Here is a 22,629-nt window from a genome sequence, read left to right on the forward strand (position 1 = left end):
ACCTATGAAAACGATTGTAAATAACCTATTCCTGATACTATTATTAGTATTTTCCAATGCTTTATTTTCACAGTTTGGAGAAGCAGAGAAGCTTGTGGCAAATTATAGTTCTCCTTACGCCATAAATAATTTTGATATAGATGGAGATGGAGACGAGGATTATGTCGCCGGATACTGGAAAAATATTTTATGGTATGAAAACGTAGGAGAATATGAATTTCAATTGGGAAGGTATATTACTGCTGCAAATGGTCTGACTGGGCTTGTTAATGCCGATTTGAATGCTGATGGGTTTACAGATTTGATATTTGTAGATGGAGATGGATTGTATAGAGTATTTGGGGCTGAAGCCGGAATGTTTGGAGATGCAGTTTTAGTTTTATCATTGAATGGTAAAGGTGTTGATGTTGCAGATATAGATGGAGATGGAGACTTAGATGTAGTTGTGACTGCCATAGGAGCACCTAGAGTAATTTGGTTTTCTAATGATGGCGAAGGAAATTTGGAATATATGACATATCTTGGTGTTTACGAAGGGTATCCAAATGAGCTTTGTACGAGTGATTTGGATGGAGATGGAGATTATGATGTGGCTGTTGTGTATAGAGACAAAGTTGCATGGTACGAAAATGATGGCGCAGGTGTATTTGGTCCTCAAACTGAAATTGATGGTTCCCTTCCGGATGGAAGTTACATAGTTTCAGGAGATGTAGATGGAGATGGTGATATGGACTTAGTTGCTAGTGGTAGTAATGGTGAATATTATACAAAGGTTGCATATTATGAAAATGACGGTACAGGAGCATTTACTCTGGAGTTGATTAATAGTAGTTCCTGGCCTGTTTACAATGACCTTGAACTATTTGATTATAATGAAGATGGTTATCTGGATGTTTTAACCGCAGATTCTTATAGAGATGTTATAAAAGGTTATCCGTTTGATGGTTTAGATTTTGGAGATGCTGTTATAATTGATAATCCTAATAATTGCAATGTAATTCGAATATTGGATGCGGATGGAGATGAAAATATTGATTTGGTTACTTCAAGAGTTGATGACGGGGCTGGAGGTAGTGGTGATATAATTTTACTAAAAAATAATGGTGGTGGCACGTTCGAAGATGTTGGTTTTATCAATAATTCAGTGCATGGAATAATTAAAGAGGTAATCACGACCGATTTAAATTCGGATGGACATATTGATGTCCTGTATGTACAAAATAAAAAAGTAGAATACGTCCGTAATACGGGAGCAACAGGTTTCGATCAAAGAATTGTTTTGGAAGACGAATTAAATGCTTTATTAGTGGGGGCTGGAGATATTAATGGAGATGGTTATGTGGATGTGGTTTTGACAGATTTTATTGCAGATGAGTTATTATGGTTGGAGAATGATGGGGAGGGAAATTTTGGTGATCCACAACTAATTTATGATGAAATTGAATCAGAGCAAGTTTTAGTGGTTGATGATCTAAATGGAGATGGATTTGCGGATGTCCTTTGTGCATTGAATGATAAAATTCTTGCTTTTATGAATGAGGGAGAGGGTGTATTTGGATCACCTATAATTTTATTGGAAGGACTCCTTGATCTAGTTGATATTCTTTCATTCGATTCAGATGATGATGGAGATAAAGAAATTTTTTCTTTTTCAAGTGTGACTTTAGAACTATTTTATTTTGAAAATTTGGACGGTGTGAGTTTTGGTCCTTTAGAACTAATCGCCGAATTGCCAAATGATCAGATTGACCTTGATTTTGGTGATATTAATGGAGATGGTCAAATAGATTTAGCTTCAATGGTATGGTTTGGTGATTCTGAGGTTTATTGGTATCCAAATGATGGAGGGACGTTTGGAGACCCAATCTATGTTGGGCCTGGACCAGAATTGGGCAAAGGTTTGAAAGTGATGGATTTAGATGCAGACGGTGATCAAGATATAGGAGTGGTTTCAAATTACGTCCTGGCAGAGGAGTTTGGTTGGTTCGAAAATTTTGGGGGTGGGACATTTAGTGATGAATATATATTCGTTGCTTCTGCTGATGCTTACATGATTTTTGGGGCAGATTTTGACGAAGACGGAGATGTTGATCCTGGAGTCGTTTCAATAAATGATGATTATTTGGCTATATACGAGAATTTATATTATTCAAATTTACAGATAAAGGGAAATTTGTTTGTTGATCTTAATTTAAACGGATTCCTGGATTCAGCTGACGTAGGAATGAGTTATACTAATGTAAGTACTACGCCTGAAAGCGACTTTGCTTTTACAGCACCAAGTGGCGCTTATTTCATGAATTTCGTTGATACAAGTGGAACATACTTATTAGCCCCAAATGAAATTGAACATTGGAGTGTCGTTACGGATTCGTTAACTTATTCCATTTTTATTGGTGATTTTTTTACGGCAGTGGACAGTCTTGATTTTGGGTTCTACCCTGATACAGTATTTGATGCTATAACAGCCGATATCGTCGGAGGTTTTCCAAGATGTAATCAAGAAGTAAACTATTGGCTCAATATTGAAAATATCGGAACTACAGTTCCATCAGGAAAAATTAAACTTACGCTTGATGACAGTTTAACCTATATTTCATCAGCTATAACACCTGACTCCATAGTTGGTCAAAATATTTATTGGTCCTTCGATAGTTTAATGTATTTTTCGAACTATCAAATTAATCTGCACGTTCAAATGCCGGACTTTTTAAGTGAAGGAGATACGTTAACAAGCACTCTTTTTTCAACGGTTGATTCATTAGAAGGAATGGTGTTTTCCACAACAGCGGAATTGGAACAAATTCTGAGGTGTGCCTATGATCCAAATGATAAAATAGCTACTCCTGCAGGAACGGATAACTTAGGCTATATTCCAATAGGTGTAACTGAGCTTGATTATACCATCAGGTTCCAAAACACTGGTTCGGATACCGCATTTACTGTAATAATATCCGATCAGCTAGACACAAATCTCAATTGGGAGTCGATAGAGTTACTGTCAACCAGTCATTTTATGGATGTCGAAGTAAATTATGATGGAGAAGTGGAGTTTCGTTTTGAAAATATTATGCTCCCTGACAGTATCGTGGATGAACCCGCAAGTCATGGCTATGTGCGGTATCGAATTCATTTGAACGAAGGATTAGATCCAGGAACAAGTATTTATAATACCGCTAATATCTATTTTGACGCAAACCCCGCGGTTGTTACTAATACAAAAATCAATACATTATATGATTGTGAATCAGTACTTTCATTATTAAACGGGGATTCCGTGGTTTGCGAGGATTATTTTTGGGAAGCTGAACTCATCAATGCTCCTTCCACAATCGATTATTTATGGACAATAGATGAGTTCATGGAAGAAAATGAGCCAAATGTTTCATGGATGGCAGATACCGCTGGTACTTTTAATATTACTTTAAGTATAGCCACAGATTTTTGCGCAACAGATACAACTTTTGAATTGATGGTGATACCAAAAGAAATAAACAATCTTGTTGGTGCTGAAATTTGCTCTGGAGATAGCTTGTTCTTTTCTGGTGATTATTTTATGTTTTCCGGAACTTATTACGATACACTTATATCTGTTACCGGATGCGACTCAATTCTAATACAAGAATTAATCGTGTTTGATCTTCCAGTTATCTTTATTGATGATATTGATGAAGAAATTGTCTGCTTGGAGAGTGGTCCTGTAGAGCTTTCTGCAATGCCAACTGATGGTGTTTTTAGTGGGGCAGGGATGGCAAGTAATATATTTCAACCAAACGAAGCTGGGATAGGTGATCATACAATTTATTATTCACTGACGGATGAAAATGGATGTTCCTCAAAAGATTCTATTCTAATTTCGGTGGTGTCATGTTTAGGTGTTTCTAAATTAAATCATGAGAATTTCACAATCTTCCCCAATCCCTTCAGTAATTACACAACAATCAATTTCAACGAACCACTTACCGAAAACCACACCATCCTTATTCACGATATTCTAGGCAAAGAGGTTTACAGAAATGAAAATGTCACTGGTACTAGTTTAGAAATTAAGAAAGAACAATTAGGCGTTGGGGTTTATATTTTGTCTTTTTACAGTCCCGAATCAGAAAAGCTAATGAGTACGAAGTTGGTGGTTGAGTAGCTTTATAAAATTAATGTTTATTACTGTTATTATGGTTAATCTTCAATAGAGAATATCACCTCTTTAAAGTTATTCCATCTAAAATCATTTCGTATTTGTCGGTACTGCCTTCGCATAATGTCGGTGCTTAATCAACATTAAAAGTATGTCTAGATATTTTCAATTCCGAACCATTTAACGTTACAGTACCAGAATAATCTTTACCAAAAGTTCCTTCACTTTTATAATTTCCACTCCCATGGTCGTTAATATTGAGATAATGCTTATAAGTAAATACTAAAACTTTTTCTTCACCTATCCAATTTCCTTGATATTCTTTTGGTACAATAGCATCCTTTTTAGAACAGCCTAATAAAAGCAATATGAACCCAAGAATTATAATTAAATTTTTCATAGTGTTTTTTTTATCAATTCAAATCAATTTAAAGTCACTACAAATTTAATTTTAGTGCAAGACCTTTAATAATTGAATTAAGCAAGTATTTATTGCGGTTGTGATAATCGCATAAGCACCATTACAATTCTACTCAGCTGCTTCAACTTCATCATCGGAAGCAATGCTTTCCGAATCTTTGCCATTACTTAAGGTTGTTAAAAACTCTTCACTATCCGAAAAATCTAATGTTCGAATTGGGAATGGGATTGAAATTCCTTTTTCATCATATAATTCTTTAATGGCCATAATGGCATCACTTTGTATTTTAACAATATTGAATTGATCCGTGTTTTTAGTCCAAATTCTTACATTGAAATTAATTGACGAACCACCAAACTCGTTGAACATAACTTCAGGGGCTTTATCGGATACAAGTCCTTCTAGTTGTTTTAATCGCTCTTCTGTTAAGGCTTTTACATCTTTTAAATTGTCTGAATATGAAACACCAACTTCTAAATCAATTCTTCGTTCATCATTCGATGTATAATTCGTAACAGGGTTCTGAAATAAATGGGTATTCGGTATAATTATATCGTTTCCTTGGAAGGTACGTATCATGGTTGTTCTTAATTTAAGCTCCCTGATGACACCAGTTTGTCCTTCAACTTCAACAATGTCTCCTATTTTAAATGGTTTGTTGGCTGCCATAAATAATCCTGAAATAAAGTTGGCGGCTATGTCCTGAAAAGCAAATCCAATGGCAATACCAGCAACACCAACACCCGCAAGAATGGAGGTTACGGTTTTATCTAGGTTTACTACCGATAAGGCAAACAAAAATCCTAATACAATCACAATGAATTGAATGACTTTGGCGAAAATAGCTTTCAATTCTTCGTTTTTCCATTTTGCCATAAGGTATTTCTTGAACACGATTCTAACGCCTTTTGCAATGAAAAACACAGAAACGGCGATCACTATTGCTAGAATTATATTGGGTAGCATCGTTATTAATGTTGAGTACCAATTGTCTAGCTTTTCCCAAATCATACTTAATTCTTCTCTCATATCTTTTAAATCTTTGAGAATTCAACTGAAATAAATACGCCAAACAATTAACTCGTTGATTATTAATGGTCTGTATTTTTTTGTTAGCATCGCATGTGTGGAGAAATACCCACACAAATTGTGGAAAATTGAAGGAGTGCTATTGAATAATGAATGTCAAACGTTATTTTACCTCGAATAAACAACGCTATCCAGTATCATTTCATAAGTATTATTAACTGTGTCAATTAAAGTCGGAGCTTGGTCTATAGAGAATTTGCTTTTACCAATCCTAAGTTCATCTCCATTAATCTTAACCTTTCCTGAACTATTGACATTAATATAAGTCTCCTTTTTATAGGTTGCCTCTCCATTCATTTCAATCGTAATGGTATATAATTTACTTGTGAGGTATATTTTTTCTTTACCATGCCAAGTGCCTATATATGTTTCAGGTATCGGTTCACTTTTTTGGCAGCTGAAAAATAAAATAACAATGCTGATTATTGTAATTAAGTGTTTCATAGTCAGAATTAATATAAGCAATATTTATTATTGTCTTTGATAACAAATTCCATCCAGTGTCATTTCGTATTTGTCAAAATTAAATTTGTTTGGCTCAGGAGGGTCATTTATTTCAAATTCGAGTTTGCCAATCGAAAGTGTTTTGCCGCTTATCTTTACTTTTCCTTTCTCAGTGCTTTTAAAAAAGGCTGCTTTTGTAAAAGTGCCTTTTCCATTTGTGTTTATTTCAATGCAGTAATTAATTCCGAAAAAACCACCTTCTCGACCGGTCCAATTCCCTATATAATTTGCAGGGATATGGTTTGCATTATTTTTATTACACCCTATCAAAATAAATGTGAAACCTAAAATTGCGATTAATTTTTTCATGTTCTTGCTAATTATCGATCAATACTTTTGCTTTTCGACGTAAATATATATTGAAAGTTTAGCTACTAATTATTGAATTCCGCCAGCTAAGATTTTGACTTTCGATTATTGCAATAGCGTATTAATTCAGATGTCAGAATACAGAAAATGCTGCTTTTTATTTATATTTGACTACCTAATTACTTGAAACTATGAAATTCATCAACTCGTACAAGCTTTCTCAGACAAAGTTAATCGTCAAATAAACTGGTCCATGAAAAACTTAAATCTCAAATTACTTTTTGCTTTTTTTATTGCAAATGCACATTTTGTTTCAGCTCAAATTATTGGGCGAGATGCATATCTAATAGGTGATTATTTAAATATTGCAATAAATGGCACTAGAGGAAATGAAGGAGGACAAAATTCAGGTGTATTTCATGAAAGGGGAGGGGATCCATTGTTTCCTTGCGGTCTTGTAGCTGATATCGACAGATCGGATTGGGATTACACTAGTTTCTATGGCGATTATTATAGTGCTGGAACGCCCGAAAATGGTTTCGGAATAAGAATGAACGGCATTGATTATAGTAATAATTATAATGTTCACGAAATTGATACTACGGCTTTAATTAACTATTCAGATGAAGGGAATTGTATCAATGCATTTTGGCAGGGTGAGATAGATGGTTTGGAAGTGAAAGTCAACTATCAATTGAAAAAGGATGCGCTCTATTATAAAACTACAGTGAAAATGATTAATAATACAGACGAAGATTTGGTTGATTTGTATTATTACAGAACTGTAGATCCAGATAATAATCAAGCATTGACAGGCGATTTTAGAACAACAAATACGATTGTTTCACAACCAGATTCAGCCTGCCAAAAAGCATTGGTCTCAGCAACACAAGATTTACCCGTCCAATCTTATTTAGGCTTTGGAGCAATTGGAGAGAATTTTAGAGTAAGTATGGGTGGATTTTCAAATCGAGACGCTGAAGATATTTGGAACGGTGAGAGTCCAAGGTTTGAGAGTAATGAAAGTTTTGTCAGAGTAATTATGGATGAGGCCATTTCACTGGCTTATAAGACAGATTTATTATCAGGTGATAGTGTAAATTTTTCGTTCATAGTAGCCGTGAGTGAGGATGCAATGAACGATGGTCTGAAAGATTTATTTCGGATAAACTATTCAACGGATGATGATGGGCTCGGATTAGCTTGGAACGAATGCACTGAAGTTGACACCGTGCATGTTTGTCCAGGAGTGCCAGTAATGTTATTCATTGAAGGAGAAAATACTGATGTTTATAATTGGCATTGGTCGCCACCATTAGGTTTGACAACTGAATTTGGTGATACAACTTTTGCATCTCCACGAGAATTAACGAGATATACAGTTAGTCTTGAGGTTGATGATTGTATGCCAATTGTTGCGAAAAATATTGTATATGAGCCAATTGGGTATAATACCACTATTTCTAGAGATAGAAGAATATTTATAGGTGAAACAACGACCCTCGAAGCAACTGGTGGAGATTCCTATACTTGGTTCCCAACCGACGGGTTGTCTGATCCGCTTTCAGCTGTAACTGATGCTACACCAACTGAGACAACTATTTATAGTGTAGTCATTGGTTTTGATGAGTTTGACTGTGATGATACGCTTAGTGTTACTGTTTTTGTAGATGAAGTTGAAGACGATCTTGGTATTTCAACAAATAGTAAATATGAGAATATCACGATCTACCCCAATCCATCAAACGATTTTATTACGGTTGATTTTGGGCAAGTTTTGACAAATGATCACAAGATAATAATGCATAATGCTATGGGTCAAATCGTGTATTCAAAAGAGGATGTGATTGGTGAAAAATATTCAATTAAACTGGAATGGTTATCTCCAGGTACATATATTTTATCACTTCGAAACAATGAAAATAAAGCAGAATACAGCACGAAATTGGTGGTCGAATAAAATAGAATCCTAGGTCAACTCCTTAAAAATTTGTACCTTACAGTTGATTTAAAAGGGATTCGTATGAAAACATTAAATATTTTATTGCTTTTTACAAGTGTTCTACTTGTAGGAATAGCGGCGCAATCGAAACCAACTACCGAACCAGTTGAAAAAATTGCAATTATAAATGGTATCCATCACTATTATGATGGTGTTTGCTTTACAGATGAAACGTATTTCGAATCGATGTCTTTCCGTGTTGTGAATGGTGAAGAAATTGATGATAATTATAAAATCATAGAAGGCATTATTTATTTAAAATCAAACGCGAAGAATAGATTAGGGAAAGTTGGCGAATCAGGCACTTTTGAATTCAATTCTGAAGAACCATTAAAAGGTTTAGAGGGTGAACAGGTAAATGTTGAACTTAAAGTCATAAATGAAACGACTGGTGAGCGTAGTTCTTTTACCTTTTACTTTTACGCGAACGCTACTCCAGAAGTGTTTTTAGGGACAACAAAAAATGGAGATGTATTAAATGGAGTAAGTGAATTGTCTGGTAAAATAACTGTCAAATATACTGACTCTGATCTCTCTATAAGTTTCAATGTACTGTCGGGTACGGTATCAGTAGAAGATAAAATGAGGCAAGGCAATGTATTGCGAGGTGGTGCATTAAATAAGGAAGCAAAACAATTATTAGCGAATTCGAGCGGTAGTAAAGTTACAATTTTCATCGATTATCAAGACGAGGGTGGTTTAGTGAAACGAACAGCGCTCGTTTTCGATGTCAAATAAAACCTAGATTATAGCCAGTCTCCGGCAGGAGTATTATAATGGAGTCAACAGCAGATCGAGTGAACGGTTTTTCTAAACTAATTTTTACTTTTTTAGCTTTATAAAATTTTCTGTTGCCTTTCTAAAAAAGTCGTATCTTACAAGCGATTTAAAGATTATCGATATGAAAACATTAAATATATTTTTATTATTCATTAGTTTATTAATTGTAAGTGCTCCTCTGCACGCAAGTACAACTGCTGAGCCAACGAAAAAAATAGCCTTGGTAAAAGGTGATGAAAAATTGTACAACGGAACTTGTTTTGGTCAAAATGTAGATTTTTCAGATATGATTTTTAAAGTTGTTTATGAAGGTGAAGTTGCTGATAATTATAAAGTTATTGGTGGGATTATTTACTTAAAGTCCGATCCTAATCAAAGATTTGGACAAGTGAATGCTTCGGGAAATGTTGTGTTAAATTCGACTGATGTATTTAAGGATATAGTTCATGAGCAGGTAAATGTTGAGCTTAAAGTTGTTGATGAAACGACGAATGAGCGCATGTCTTTCACATATTATTTTTATTGCGGAACTAATCCTGAGTTAATGCTGGGAACCATCAAGAACGGTGATTCTCCAAGTGTAAGTGATTTAAATCAAACTTTATCATTACAAGTACAAATAAAAGGACAGATTGAACCGTTGAAATTTGAAATATTATCTGGCAGTGTTACTGCAGAGGGTAGTTCTACAAAGGGGAAAGTATTAGCAAATGGAATGTTAGATGATAATGCGAAAAAAATACTTAAAAAATCTTCAGGTAAACAAGTAACTATTCTTGTGAACTATAAAGAACCAGGGAGTGAAGAGAAACGAGCAGCACTCGTTTTTAAAGTTCAATAATTATTATTCAAAATCCGAACTTAAAGTCTCTAATAAACCTTCCTTCGTAATTGGTTTAACAATATAGTTACTCACACTACTATATTCATGTGCCTTTTTTAAATCTGCAGGATCAATAGATGAAGTAATCAAATAGATTATTGCTGATCTTTTGGGAGCCAAAGCTGTAAAGCTATCTAAGAATTCCCATCCATCCATTATTGGCATATTTAAATCCAGTAGAATAAAAACAGGTCTATCATCAAATTTGTCCAGACTTGGAACTAAAAAGTCAATGGCCTCTTGACCATTATTAAAGACTTTAAGTTCATTACAAATTTCAGACATTTCAATAATTCGTTTTGCTCCAAAAGCAAATATTTCATCATCATCAATAAGGCACGCTAAATCAAATTTTTTCATCGTAGTAAATATACATTAAAACTTGTTCCTTTGTTCACTTCACTTTCAATTTCAATCTTTCCATTCATTGCATCAATTTGAGATTTTGTTATAAATAATCCTACACCTCTGGAATCTTTATGTTTATGAAAAACTTTATACATTCCAAATAATTTTTTTCGATGTTTTTTTAAATCTATTCCTAATCCATTATCCGAAACGGTAATGATAGTATACTTTTTGGTTGTGCTGGCTGTTATATTAAGCTCTAATTGACGTTCTTCAGATTTGTATTTAATGGCATTTGTAAACAAGTTAAGCAGTATACTGTCTAAATAAGCAGGAATCGCTTTGACAACTATTTTAGGATCAACGGCTATGGTTAAATTACAATTAACATCAATAATTGAAGCATCTAAAGTGGCGATGTTCTTGTCAACAAATGTTTTTAAATTCAATGTCTCAAGGGTATCGGATGAATGCATATTCATGTTAGCAACATCATTTAAATTCTGTATCGTCTCAGATAAATTGGCGGTTGCTTTTTTAAACATTGGATAATAGGTCTCTAAAGCTTCTGTCGATTTATCCTTATCCATAAAATCAATCAACATGGTCATGTTTGAAGTGTGCGACCTTAAATTATGTGATACGATGTGAGAGAAGTTTAATAAACGATCATTCTGTTTAGTCATCACTTCAAGCATGTTTTTTGCTTTTTGTTGTGCTTCAATTAAGGGCGTGATGATTGCTGTATACATAATCAGTCCTCCAATTTCATTATTCAAATTGTACCAAGGTTTCACTTCCCAAGTAATCCATTGGCTTGTGCCATCTTCTCGTACAAATTCGTCTTCATCTTTCCTATGTGTCTCTCCTTTTAAGCAGTTTTGATGCATCGTTTTCCGATCTTCTTCTATCCCTGGAAAGACTTCGTAGTGGTTCATGCCGATGATATTCTTATTCTTTAATTTATAATCCGTTAACCACTGTTTAGATGCTGCTAAATAGTTTAACTCTAAATCAAACATCGCTAACGCAGAGGGGGATTGTTCAATAAATACTTTTGTTTGATTATAACTCTTTTGTAACGCCTCTTCATGAAATTTTTTATCTGAAATATCTTGAAAGACACCGTAGACCTTAACCAATTTGCCGTTAGATAATTGTGGCACACCGACAGATCTAATCCATTTTAAATTACCTTTTGCAGTCACAATCCTCAATTCTTCGTCAAATGATTTTCCTTCAGTTGCAGCCAAATTAAATTCGGATGTGATTTTATCGCGATCTTTACCTTTTTTATAGAATTCAAGACCTTTAGATATAAGTGGGATAAAATCCTCATCTACTTCATGAATCTCTCTTGTTACTTTACTCCATTGTACTTCATTTTTAGAAATATCAACTTCCCAAGTGCCAATTTTTGCGACCTCATTGGAGTGTTCAAGCAAATTCTTATAATGCTCTAATTCGTCCGCGTACTTTTTTGACTCTGTAAGATCTTGATGAAAGCCAGATATAAGGGTTGCACGACCATTTTTTCGCTCAATTACTTTTCCTTTGCAACTCAACCAAATCCATGTATTGTCTTTTTTGAGCATCCGCAATTGACATTCAAGTTTTTTAGTTTCACCTTTTAAATGAGTTATCAATTTTGATTCTACTTGTGCGATATCATCTTTGTGAATACGATCAGCCCACCATTTTATAGTTGTTACTCCCAGTTCGTTGTCAGCGTAATCAAGTAGTCGCTTCCAATGATCATTTAATATCAATACATCATTTTCTAAATTCCATTCCCAAGTAGCCAATTCCGAACCCTCAATCACTTGATTGTGTTGTTTAATACAATGGGCCAATTCTATCGCTGTCTTTTTTTCTGCTGTAATATTGATAAGTGTACCTATCATTCTTGTCGCCGCTCCGGATTCATTCAAAACCAGAAATCCCTTGCATCGAAACCATATTGTGGAATTATTTTTTGTCTTAAATTTTAAGACTTGTTCTACAATTAGTTCATCTTTTTTGGATTGCTGGATTTTTGCCATAAGCAAAGCAAGGTCATCTTTGTCAACAGCATCTTTAAAATTAAAATGAGAGGATGAATCATTTTCATCATTAAAACCGAGTGTTTTTAGGAATGTAGAATTATACCAAGAACGATCTATCTGGTCTAATTCTAAAAACCAAACTCCGTCTAGTGCTGAATGCTGAATAAAGCTTTGTAAACCTAAATTCGTGTTTAGTAATTCTTGGTATTCTTTAAATAAATCAGTCATTAATTTGGGGTTGAATGATGGGAGAAAAACTAAATTAATTGAAAAAATGATTAAAATAGAGATTATTAAGAATTTATTTTTTATCTTGATTGTTCATCTTATAATAACATCCCTTAGTCGAAAAAATAGCCGTTTTTAGTTCGTTTTTAGCTTTTGAGGGTAACTTTCGATGACTTTTTTAAGTAGATTTACTAAATCCAAAACTGAAGTAATGAATGAGGAGAAATTAAAAGTTTTTGTAATAGAAGATTCACAGGTCGATTCTTTTTTAATTCGTCAAGAATTAATGGAGTCGGAATTGTTTGATAAAATTGAGTTTTTTGAAGATCCTGAGAAAGCACTCGAAATTATTTTAGACGAAAACAATAAACAAAATTTACCAGATTTAATTTTACTTGATTTGAATATGCCAGTAATGGACGGATTTGAATTGATTGATGAAATTGCTGAGGTTTATGACGAGGGATTTGAACCCGTTTTGTTTATTTTAACAAGTTCTATGCAACAAAGAGATCATGAAAATTTTGAGAAACAATATACCGCATCAGAATTTATTAATAAGCCATTGAGCAAAACTGATCTCACAGAAAAATTAAAAAAGTATTTCCCGAAAATATAGTTATTTTTAATGTATATCTTTGCGCAAATTCTATGCGTGTAGTCTAAGACTAAATAGTTGAATTAAATTTCATTTCAATTATATTTTAAATCCATTTATTGCGCATACTTAATTGTTGATTATTTTCGAATGTTATGAGTCACAAGTCAGGTTTTGTTAATATAATTGGGAGTCCAAATGTTGGTAAATCAACATTAATGAACCAATTGGTGGGTGAAAAACTATCTATTATAACCTCTAAAGCGCAAACTACAAGACACCGAATTTTAGGGATTGTTAATGATGATGATTATCAAGTTGTTTTTTCAGATACGCCGGGTGTATTAAATCCTCATTATAAATTGCATGAGAATATGATGCAGTTTGTGAATGCTGCCATGAAAGATGCAGACGTTATTCTTTTTGTTACAGATATTTATGAAACAAATCTGAATCACGAGCAAACATTAGAGCGATTACAAAAAACAAGTACACCAATTCTTCTTTTGATTAATAAAATTGATTTAAGTGATCAAGAAAAAATGGAAGAAAAAATCGCGTATTGGCACGAAATAATGCCAAATGCGGAGATTTTGCCAATTTCAGCTTTGCAAAAGTTTAATATTGATCTTATTTGGAAGAGAATCGTAGAACTTATTCCTGAAAGTCCTGCTTATTATGATAAAGATTCATTGACAGATAGACCGTTGAAGTTTTTTATCAGTGAAATGATTCGTGAAAAAATCTTCATTCATTATAAAAAGGAAATTCCTTACGCTACGCAAGTAGATGTTGAAGAATATAAAGAAGACGAAAAGATTGTGCGAATTCGAGCGATAATTTATGTCGAACGAAAAACGCAAAAAGGAATAATCATTGGCCATCAAGGGGAGAAAATTAAAAGGGTAGGAATTGATGCTAGAAAAGATATACAGAAATTTATAGATAAACATGTGCATCTTGAACTTTTTGTGAAGGTAGATAAGGATTGGAGAGAAGACGATAAAAAGTTAGAAGGTTACGGATATTAATAAACCAAGTTGCATTATCAGAAAAGGTCTTCAGTGAAAATCTTGGATAATCAATCGCAGGTTAATAGGAATGATTAATTTTGTATCGCTTTTAGTGACAAGATTAAAGCTTAAATAAAGAACATAAAAACATGTCAAATATAGTTGCAATTGTAGGTCGGCCAAATGTTGGTAAATCTACACTATTTAATCGATTAACAGGGGGGCGATCAGCCATAGTAGAAGAGGTGAGTGGTGTTACACGTGATCGTATTTATGGTGTTTCTGTGTGGAATGGCATAGATTTTAGTGTGATTGATACTGGTGGTTACGTTAAAGGGTCAGCTGATATTTTTGAAGAAGAAATTCGTAAACAAGTTGAAATAGCTATCGACGAAGCTTCAATTATCCTTTTCGTAGTGGATGTTACAGTTGGAATTACCGATTTGGATACTTCTGTAATGAAATTATTGCGCAAATCTGAGAAGGAATTCTTAGTCGTAACTAATAAGGTTGATAATACAGCAAGAATAAATGATGCCGCTGAATTCTATTCTTTAGGAGTTGATCGACTTTTTAATATTTCAGCAAATAATGGTTCTGGTACAGGTGATTTATTAGATCATCTAGTTTCACACTTCACAGTTGAAGATGCCCCAGAAGATGATGGTGATATTCCGCGTATAGCAGTTGTCGGTAAACCTAATGTGGGTAAATCGTCTTTTATTAACGCGATTACTGGTGAAGAACGAAATATAGTAACACCAATCTCTGGTACAACTAGAGATTCGATTGATACAAGATACCAAATGTTCGGTTTCGATTTTAAATTGATCGATACTGCAGGTATTCGTAAAAAGAGTAAAGTACATGAGGATCTAGAATTTTATTCTGTAATCCGTTCGGTACGAAGTATCGAATATTCTGATGTTTGTATCTTTATGGTTGATGCACAAGAAGGTATTCAAAAACAAGATTTGAATATTTTTTATGTAATTGAAAAGAACCGTAAAGGTGTTGTTGTATTGATTAATAAATGGGACCTGGTTGAAAATAAGGATACCATGTCTACAAAATTATACGAAGACAAAATAAGAGAACAATTGGCGCCGTTTAATGATGTTCCAATTCTTTTTACTTCTACTATTACAAAACAACGTCTGCATAAAGCTTTGGAAAAAGCAATGGAGGTATTTGAGAATAGAGTTCAAAAAATTCCAACATCTGAATTGAATGAATTTTGTTTAGGGGTGATTAATCATACGCCACCACCTTCAACTAAAGGTAAATATGTTCGAATTAAATATGTGACGCAGTTGCCAACACACGCACCTGCCTTTGCATTCTTCTGTAATTTACCACAATATGTACCAGATTCTTATAGAAGATTCTTGGAAAATAAATTGCGTGCGAATTATAATTTTGAAGGTGTTCCAATTCGAATTTATTTCAGAAAAAAATAGTTTATTGTGTCATATCTCGATGTCATAAAGCAAATTAAAACAGGGCCATTAAAACCTATCTATTTTTTAAATGGTGAGGAGCCTTTTTTTATTGACGAGATTGTAAATTATGCCGCACAAAACATTCTTGACGAGAGCGAAAGAGACTTTAATCAAACTGTTTTTTACGCGAAAGATACACCACCCATTAGTGTTGTAGATTCTGCTACGCGTCTGCCGATGATGAGTGAACGGCAAGTTGTTATTGTTAAAGAAGCACAGGAATATAGTAGTGCTAAAGATTGGGAAGCGCTAGAGAAATATCTAGAGAAACCGGCAGCTTCAACGGTACTTATTTTTGCATACAAGTATAAGAAATTCGATAAACGTTCAAGGGTCTACAAAATCCTGAAAAAGAACGCTGAAATATTCGAGTCAGAATTGGTGAAGGATTATCAATTGGGCGGTTGGATAAAATCTTATATCAAAACAAAGAAGTATCAAATAACTGAAAAGGCAACAGCACTATTGGTCGAGTTTATTGGCAATGATTTAAGTCGAATTGTCAATGAGTTACAGAAGTTGTTCATTATGGTCCCGCGCAGTGAAGGTAATTCACCTCAAATAACGGAAGCACATATTGAAAAACACATTGGAATTAGTAAAGATTATAATGTGTTTGAATTGACCAATGCAATTCTAGACAAGGATATTGTGAAAGCAAATAAAATCGTTAAATATTTTGGTCAAAATCCAAAAGCCGCGCATATAACAGTAGTACTGTCTAATTTACATACGTTGTATCAACGGCTATTTAAAGCACATTTCGCAAAAACGGAGGATCCTAAACAATTTGCAGCTTTAATTAGTATTCATCCTTATCCAGCAAAAGAAATTTTGCTTAAAAGAAGGAATCATCCAGCGAAAATAATTTCAAGAAATTTCAGTTATTTAAGAGAATATGACCTGCTTTCGAAAGGTGTTGGTCAGGCTTCTGTTCCAGAAAACGAGTTATTGCGAGAATTGGTTTACAAATTATTGCACTAAACTTACATTTAATAGTTTATTTCTAACCGTTCAATAGACGGGCACCTAAAATGTAATTGTCGCCGTATTATTAATTATATTTGTTCGTTTAATTAAATTATATGATGCGTCAAATACTATCAACAGTGATTTTGGTAATTTTTACCACTTTTTCATACGCCCAAAGTTCAGGAACTGTAAGGGGAAAAGTTAAAAGCGCTGAGGATGGAAATTCAATACCTTTTGCGAAAATTCTAATCTTAACAACTAGTGGATCAGCTGTTTCGGATGCTGATGGATTGTTTTCTATACCAAAAGTTGAAACGGGTAAATTTACTATTCGAATTACTTCGCCGCAATTTGAGGAATATACTGCTGAAATTGAAATTACAAAAGATAATATTACAGAAGTAATTGCCGAATTAAAAGCAGGTAAAACGTTAGGGCAGGTGGATGTTGATTATCAAAAAGAAGCAAGACAAATTGATCCAGGAACTTCAGTTATAAAAATTACAAAAGAAGATATTTTACGTGTGCCAGTTACTGGTGGTGTGGCAGATATTGCAGGTTATTTCCAAACTGTACCCGGGGTTGTATCAACCGGAGATCAAGGTGGGCAAGTATATGTAAGAGGTGGAACGCCGATTCAAAATAAAATTTTATTGGATGGGATGACAATCTATAATCCTTTTCACTCAATTGGTTTTTTCTCTGTATTTGAAACTGAACTTATTCGTTCAGCAGATATTTATACCGGTGGATTTAATGCAGAATATGGTGGTAGAATTTCGTCTGTAATGGATATTACTTACAGAGATGGTAACGTGAAAAGAACCGGTGGTAAAATTGGTTTGTCTCCTTTTGTATCTAGTTTAATTCTTGAAGGACCGATTTCTAAAGCAAATAATATTTCTTATATCGTTTCTGGAAAGACTTCCTTGTTAGAGCAAACTTCAAAAACATTGTATCCTTATATTAACGATGGTGATGGTTTACCTTTTAATTTTTATGATTTATACGGTAAGATTTCTATTCAAGGTGAAGGCGCAAATAAATTCAGTTTATTCGGTTTCTCTTTTAATGATCAAGTAAATTATCAAGCCGTTTCTAACTTACAGTGGAATAGCTTTGGTGGTGGAGGTAACTTCATTTTTGTACCTCAAAATTCAGAGTTATTTGTTAAAGGTAGGTTGAACTTCTCATCTTATGATATTGTCTTAGAAGAAGAAAATTTACCGGATCGTTCAAGTGGAATATTCGGAACAGAATTGGCATTTGACTTTACTTATTATTTAGCAGGTAAAAGTCGAATTGACTATGGATTTGGATTTAATTATTTTATAACAGAATTTGAAACTTTTAACGAAGTAAATAAAGCGATTAGACAAGACGAAAATACAATAGAGGCAGGGGCTTATGTTAGTTATAGATGGGTAAGTGATTCAAGAAGATTGATTCTTGAGCCAAATGTGCGTTTTCAAGGATATTCTTCTGCTGGACAGGCAACAATTGAACCACGAGCAAGTGCAAAATATAATATTACGGAGAACTTCAGAGTAAAAGCCGCTGGTGGTAGGTATACTCAGAACTTTACAAGTACAACTTCGGATAAAGATGTTGTTAACTTATTCTACGGCTTCTTAACAGCGCCTGCTGCAACAAAATTACCAGACAAGTTTACGAAGCCTGATGGCACCGAAGTTGATATTGAAAATGGTCTACAAAAAGCTTGGCATGCTATTGTTGGTACCGAATATGATATTTCTAAGAAGGTCACTTTACAGATTGAAGGATATTATAAATGGTTTGACCAAATGACGAATATTAACAGCAATAAGATTTACGAAGACAATAGTGATAATTCTAAAATTGACGACGTTTATAAAAAGGATTTTATTGTAGAGAGTGGTCAAGCATATGGTGGTGATATTGTAATCGCTTACAATACTAAAAAACTTTATTTATGGGGTGTTTATTCTATTGGTAAAGTGGTACGTTGGAATGGCTTTGAATACTATGCACCCGTTTTTGATAGAAGACACAATATTAATTTAATTGGGACTTATACTTTTGGTAAAAAAATGGATTGGGAATTTACAGCGCGCTGGAATTTAGGTTCTGGTCTGCCATTCAAACAAACAAACGGTGTTTATGAATCTCCAGAGATTACAAATATTTCAGAAGATTATATTGACAATAATGCAAACGAATTGACTTTCCTTTATGAAACACAGAATGACGGTAGATTGCCGACTTATCACAGGTTCGATGTCAACTTGAAAAAATCATTCACGTCTAAAAAGTTTAAATATTTGAAATGGGATCTAGTTGCTGGTGTAACAAATGCATATAGTAGACAGAATATTTTCTATGTAAACAGAGTAACGAACGAAAAAGTTTATCAATTGCCGATAATGCCAAGTTTAGCTTTATCTGTTAAGTTTTAATACTTTATTTTCAGTAATTTGGAGCGGTTTTTGATATTCTCTAGATTATATGATAAATAAATTTCGAATTTGTACCTTGTTTTTGTTGATGGCTTTATCTATCGATGGATTTGGTTACGAATTGTTTCCGGCTAAAAAGTCTCCCTTAGATCGAAAAAGAGAAATGTTTAACAGAAGGGCAAGACATCCCTTAGGTTTTAACTTCTCATTACTAGGACCTGTTGGATTGATGGGGTTTTCTGTAGATTATTTTATTGTCCCCAAAATTGATATCGAAGTTGGTGCTGGTTTAGACTATACCGCTCAAAAACCAGGTTATTTTGTTGGGGGTAAATATCATTTTTTTGGAAATACCTTAACGAATTTGACACCGTATTTGGGTGTTTATTCAGCCTTTCACGTTGATGAAGATCATATTCAAAGTTATAATTTCTACGTTCCATTCGGTTTTCATCGTATTAAACGGAAGCAATTGTGTTGGTCAATAGAGATTGCTTATCAAGTGCATGCCGATCCTACACAAACACAGTTCTATGGAGCCGGCAAGGTCGGTTGGAGGTTCTAAAAGATGATTATTATCAGATGAATTAATTTTTAACGGAATTGTTTTTTAAACTGTCAAATAGTTTTCTATCTTTGCTTATTCAAAATCATTCTAAATAGTGATCAACTTAATTTTAGCAGACGATAATGAAATAACTCGAATTGGTTTAAGAACCATATTCAAGAACCATGACATACAAATTGTAGGTGAAGTTGATAATTCTAAGGCTTTATTAAGCCAAATAAACGCGTTTAAGCCAGAAGTTGTACTAATTGATTATACGGGTCCAGGATTCTCTATTGATGTTATTCCACAAGCCCTTGCGTTGCACCCTGAATTGAAATTTGTAGCCATTACGCCACAACAGTCTGGAGCGACTTTAATTCATGCCTTAAAAAGTGGAGTGATTTCACATATTAAGAAAGATTGCAGTGTGTCTGAGATTATTGATTCGGTTCAAGAAACAGCAAGTGGTCAAAAGTTTTTCTGTGGTCAAATTCTTGAAACCATTCGTAAAGAGGGTATTGATGTTGAAGAGATCAGTGATGCTGAATTTAGCTGTGAACCTGTTGTTTTATCTCCTCGTGAAATTGAAGTGATTACTTTAATCGCTGAAGGGATGACCAATGTCGAAATCAGTGAGAAACTGTTTTTAAGTAAGCATACTGTAAATACACATCGCAAGAACATCATGAATAAATTAGGTGTTAAGAATACAGCGGGTATCGTTATGTATGCAATCAAAGAAAGATTTACTACACCGAATAAATTCTTATTCTCAAACGAGTTATAGAGGATTTGTCACAAAAGGTGGGGAGGAATTTAGGCCAAAATGATTTTTTTATGTACTAAATATTCACTTTTGGATTGATTTTTAGATTGAAAAATAATATCATTAATTACAACTCAACCCAATAATTATATCCTAAACTAGATTTTTAGATGCCATTCTTTTAAGAGCCGTAAGAAACGAATTGAAACTGGTGAAAAAGTGAGGAAGCTCCAATCTCTGATTGGAGATCACCGATCTTTTCCATTTTCAAGAGTAGCGTTGGTGAGTAAAAGCGGGCTATTGGATGTAGGCCCTGGCAGGCAGCCTTTTTTGCTTCCTTTTTTTGCTGTAAAAAAAGGAAGAAGATGTTAAATAAAAATTGAAAACAAATCGGGTATCCAAAAAATCAAAATAAAATTTTGATGATTCAAAAATGTCTCTTTAATTTTATTATAATTAACTCAAATATATAGTTCGTTCCCAACAATTGGTCTTTTTCCGTTATAGACTCAGTTTTATCATTTTTAATATTTTAGGATTTCAATTGTAGCTTTAAAAATTAACGCACAAAAAAAGGCCCTGAAATAAATCAGCGCCTTTTTAATATTTATACGGTAGTTGTAATTAAACAACTCCTTGATCAATCATTGAGTCTGCTACTTTAACAAATCCTGCAATGTTTGCTCCTTTTACGTAATCTACATAATCACCTTCTGTTCCATACTCAACACAAGCTTCGTGAATAGAAACCATGATATGGTGTAATTTCTCATCTACTTCTTCTCTTGTCCAAGACATTCTTAAAGAGTTTTGAGACATTTCCAATCCTGAAGTGGCAACACCACCAGCATTAGACGCTTTACCAGGAGAGAAGAAAATCTTCGCATTTTGGAAAGCGGTAACAGCTTCTGGTGTACAAGGCATATTCGCTCCTTCAGCAACACAAATGCAGCCGTTCGCTAATAATGTCTTCGCTTCTTCACCATTCAACTCATTTTGCGTAGCACAAGGCACAGCAACGTCGGCTTTTACAGCCCAAGGTCTACCTGGGTGGAATTCAGCACCGAATTTATCGGCATATTCAGAAATTCTTCCTCTACGGTTATTTTTAAGATCCATAATCCATGCTAATTTTTCAGCATCAATTCCATTGGCATCATAAATATATCCTTGAGAATCTGACATGGTAACAACTTTACCGCCTAATTCATTCACTTTTTCACAAGCATATTGTGCAACGTTTCCAGATCCTGAAATCGCAACAACCTTACCTACAAAATCATCCTTCTTAGTCGCTAACATTTCCTTAGCAAAATAGATTGTTCCGTATCCTGTAGCTTCTGGACGAATCAATGATCCACCCCAGTTTCTACCTTTACCAGTTAAAACACCAGTAAATTCGTTTCTTAATCTTTTATATTGACCGAACATATAACCGATCTCACGACCACCTACACCTATATCTCCAGCAGGTACATCTGTATCCGGGCCAATATGTCTTTGTAATTCAGTCATAAATGATTGACAGAATTTCATTACTTCATTGTCCGATTTTCCTTTTGGATCAAAGTCAGAACCACCTTTTCCACCACCCATAGGTAATGTTGTTAATGAATTCTTAAATACTTGCTCGAATCCCAAGAATTTTAAGATAGACAAGTTCACCGATGGGTGAAATCTTAAACCACCTTTATATGGACCAATAGCAGAGTTAAATTCAACTCTATATCCTCTATTCACCTGGATGTTTCCAGCGTCGTCTAGCCAAGGAACTCTAAACATAAGTGTTCTTTCAGGTTCAACCATTCTCTCCAATAGGTTGATTCCTTGATATTTTGGATTGTCGTTAATAAACGGAATAATTACTTCAGCAACTTCCATAACGGCTTGTAAAAACTCAGTCTCGTGACTGTTAGTAGCTTTTACCTTGTCCATGAACTCATTAATTTGAGCACTGTGTTTTTCTGACATGGTTTTTAGTTTAAACTTTATACGAAGCAAATGTAGATATTTTTTTAAACAAAGTATTTGATAGGTGTTATTAAT

The 22,629-nt window shown here is 34.0% G+C and carries 18 protein-coding genes; 11 read left to right on the top strand and 7 right to left on the bottom strand.

Annotated features, from left to right (window positions below):
- Positions 1–4 precede the first annotated feature (4 nt).
- Positions 5–4,141, top strand: a complete 4,137-nt coding sequence (locus T367_RS0111535) for an FG-GAP-like repeat-containing protein (RefSeq protein WP_027419986.1) — start codon at positions 5–7, stop codon at positions 4,139–4,141.
- A 127-nt stretch (positions 4,142–4,268) separates the two neighbouring features.
- Here T367_RS0111535 and T367_RS0111540 read toward each other — a convergent pair whose 3' ends face one another.
- From T367_RS0111540 to T367_RS0111555, 4 genes are all read right to left on the bottom strand, one after another.
- A complete protein-coding gene (locus T367_RS0111540; protein ID WP_027419987.1) occupies positions 4,269–4,535 on the bottom strand; it encodes a hypothetical protein in 267 nt (88 codons plus the stop codon).
- A gap of 129 nt (positions 4,536–4,664) precedes the next feature.
- Complete coding sequence (locus T367_RS22175) at positions 4,665–5,585, bottom strand: mechanosensitive ion channel family protein (RefSeq protein ID WP_051568511.1); 921 nt, start codon at positions 5,583–5,585, stop codon at positions 4,665–4,667.
- Between the two features lie 168 nt (positions 5,586–5,753).
- On the bottom strand, positions 5,754–6,089 hold the full coding sequence (locus T367_RS0111550) for a hypothetical protein (protein ID WP_027419988.1): 336 nt from the start codon (positions 6,087–6,089) through the stop codon (positions 5,754–5,756).
- 27 nt (positions 6,090–6,116) lie between these two features.
- On the bottom strand, positions 6,117–6,458 hold the full coding sequence (locus T367_RS0111555; RefSeq protein WP_027419989.1) for a hypothetical protein: 342 nt from the start codon (positions 6,456–6,458) through the stop codon (positions 6,117–6,119).
- Positions 6,459–6,711: 253 nt separating this feature from the next.
- On the opposite strand from T367_RS0111555, the gene T367_RS0111560 reads away from it, so the two are divergent.
- The 3 genes from T367_RS0111560 (at position 6,712) to T367_RS0111570 (ending at position 10,081) form a co-directional block, all read left to right on the top strand.
- Positions 6,712–8,418 (top strand): T9SS type A sorting domain-containing protein, encoded by a 1,707-nt coding sequence (locus T367_RS0111560; protein ID WP_027419990.1) that lies wholly within the window; start codon positions 6,712–6,714, stop codon positions 8,416–8,418.
- Between the two features lie 63 nt (positions 8,419–8,481).
- Entirely contained in the window at positions 8,482–9,198 is a 717-nt protein-coding gene (locus tag T367_RS0111565) for a hypothetical protein (RefSeq protein ID WP_027419991.1), read from the top strand.
- A gap of 163 nt (positions 9,199–9,361) precedes the next feature.
- On the top strand, positions 9,362–10,081 hold the full coding sequence (locus tag T367_RS0111570; protein ID WP_027419992.1) for a hypothetical protein: 720 nt from the start codon (positions 9,362–9,364) through the stop codon (positions 10,079–10,081).
- 3 nt (positions 10,082–10,084) lie between these two features.
- On the opposite strand, the gene T367_RS0111575 is transcribed toward T367_RS0111570, so the two are convergent.
- Positions 10,085–10,483, bottom strand: coding sequence for a response regulator (locus tag T367_RS0111575; RefSeq protein WP_027419993.1), 399 nt, complete (start codon positions 10,481–10,483; stop codon positions 10,085–10,087).
- Positions 10,480–12,744 (bottom strand): PAS domain-containing sensor histidine kinase, encoded by a 2,265-nt coding sequence (locus T367_RS0111580; RefSeq protein WP_027419994.1) that lies wholly within the window; start codon positions 12,742–12,744, stop codon positions 10,480–10,482. Before T367_RS0111580 ends, T367_RS0111575 begins: the two co-directional genes overlap by 4 nt.
- Positions 12,745–12,955: 211 nt before the next feature.
- Here T367_RS0111580 and T367_RS0111585 point away from each other — a divergent pair, with 211 nt between their 5' ends.
- The 7 genes from T367_RS0111585 (at position 12,956) to T367_RS0111615 (ending at position 20,604) form a co-directional block, all read left to right on the top strand.
- Positions 12,956–13,363, top strand: coding sequence for a response regulator (locus T367_RS0111585; protein WP_169736061.1), 408 nt, complete (start codon positions 12,956–12,958; stop codon positions 13,361–13,363).
- Between the two features lie 134 nt (positions 13,364–13,497).
- On the top strand, positions 13,498–14,373 hold the full coding sequence (gene era / locus T367_RS0111590; RefSeq protein ID WP_027419996.1) for a GTPase Era: 876 nt from the start codon (positions 13,498–13,500) through the stop codon (positions 14,371–14,373).
- A 131-nt stretch (positions 14,374–14,504) separates the two neighbouring features.
- A complete protein-coding gene (gene der, locus T367_RS0111595; RefSeq protein ID WP_027419997.1) occupies positions 14,505–15,815 on the top strand; it encodes a ribosome biogenesis GTPase Der in 1,311 nt (436 codons plus the stop codon).
- 6 nt (positions 15,816–15,821) lie between these two features.
- Complete coding sequence (holA, locus tag T367_RS0111600; RefSeq protein ID WP_027419998.1) at positions 15,822–16,841, top strand: DNA polymerase III subunit delta; 1,020 nt, start codon at positions 15,822–15,824, stop codon at positions 16,839–16,841.
- Positions 16,842–16,942: 101 nt separating this feature from the next.
- Positions 16,943–19,267 (top strand): TonB-dependent receptor, encoded by a 2,325-nt coding sequence (locus tag T367_RS0111605; RefSeq protein ID WP_027419999.1) that lies wholly within the window; start codon positions 16,943–16,945, stop codon positions 19,265–19,267.
- Positions 19,268–19,316: 49 nt separating this feature from the next.
- Positions 19,317–19,832, top strand: coding sequence for a hypothetical protein (locus tag T367_RS0111610; RefSeq protein ID WP_169736062.1), 516 nt, complete (start codon positions 19,317–19,319; stop codon positions 19,830–19,832).
- A 97-nt stretch (positions 19,833–19,929) separates the two neighbouring features.
- Positions 19,930–20,604: a LuxR C-terminal-related transcriptional regulator gene (locus T367_RS0111615; protein ID WP_027420001.1), complete on the top strand. Its 675-nt coding sequence runs from the start codon at positions 19,930–19,932 to the stop codon at positions 20,602–20,604.
- A 603-nt stretch (positions 20,605–21,207) separates the two neighbouring features.
- On the opposite strand, the gene gdhA is transcribed toward T367_RS0111615, so the two are convergent.
- Positions 21,208–22,554 carry an NADP-specific glutamate dehydrogenase gene (gdhA, locus tag T367_RS0111620; RefSeq protein WP_027420002.1) on the bottom strand — a complete coding sequence of 449 codons (1,347 nt, stop codon included), beginning with the start codon at positions 22,552–22,554 and terminating at the stop codon, positions 21,208–21,210.
- Positions 22,555–22,629 lie beyond the last annotated feature (75 nt).

This window comes from Crocinitomix catalasitica ATCC 23190 (assembly GCF_000621625.1).
In the GTDB taxonomy this organism is placed as follows: domain Bacteria; phylum Bacteroidota; class Bacteroidia; order Flavobacteriales_D; family Crocinitomicaceae; genus Crocinitomix; species Crocinitomix catalasitica.